This window comes from Bacillus sp. SIMBA_008 (assembly GCF_046535495.1).
In the GTDB taxonomy this organism is placed as follows: Bacteria; Bacillota; Bacilli; order Bacillales; family Bacillaceae; genus Bacillus; species Bacillus subtilis.
Genome location: NZ_JAWRWL010000830.1, coordinates 1 through 255 on the forward strand (window position 1 = coordinate 1; position 255 = coordinate 255).

At 43.9% G+C, this 255-nt stretch carries 1 pseudogene; it reads right to left on the reverse strand.

Annotation, left to right across the window (positions count from 1 at the left end):
• A pseudogene (gene deoA / locus SB658_RS25655) lies at positions 1–255 on the reverse strand (pyrimidine-nucleoside phosphorylase); the annotation flags it as partial.

A 255-nucleotide genomic window follows, 5' to 3' on the forward strand; every position in this document is an offset into this window, starting at 1 on the left:
CTGCTCCAAGAATCATCGCTGCAACACCGATTTCGTCTGCGACGATTTCAGCAACGACACCTGCTTCTTTTGCAGGAACTTCGATTTGGTAAGGGGCTTGCGGCAGTTTTTCTGGTTGATCTACAATCGAGCCGTCTCCACCTTGGTTTTCTAAGAATTCCTTGAATTTCTCAAGTGCTTTACCGTTTTTCATGACTTCAATTAGCTTTTCTCTTGCTTCATCAAGCGTTTCTGCTTTTTTCGCAAGAACGTGAT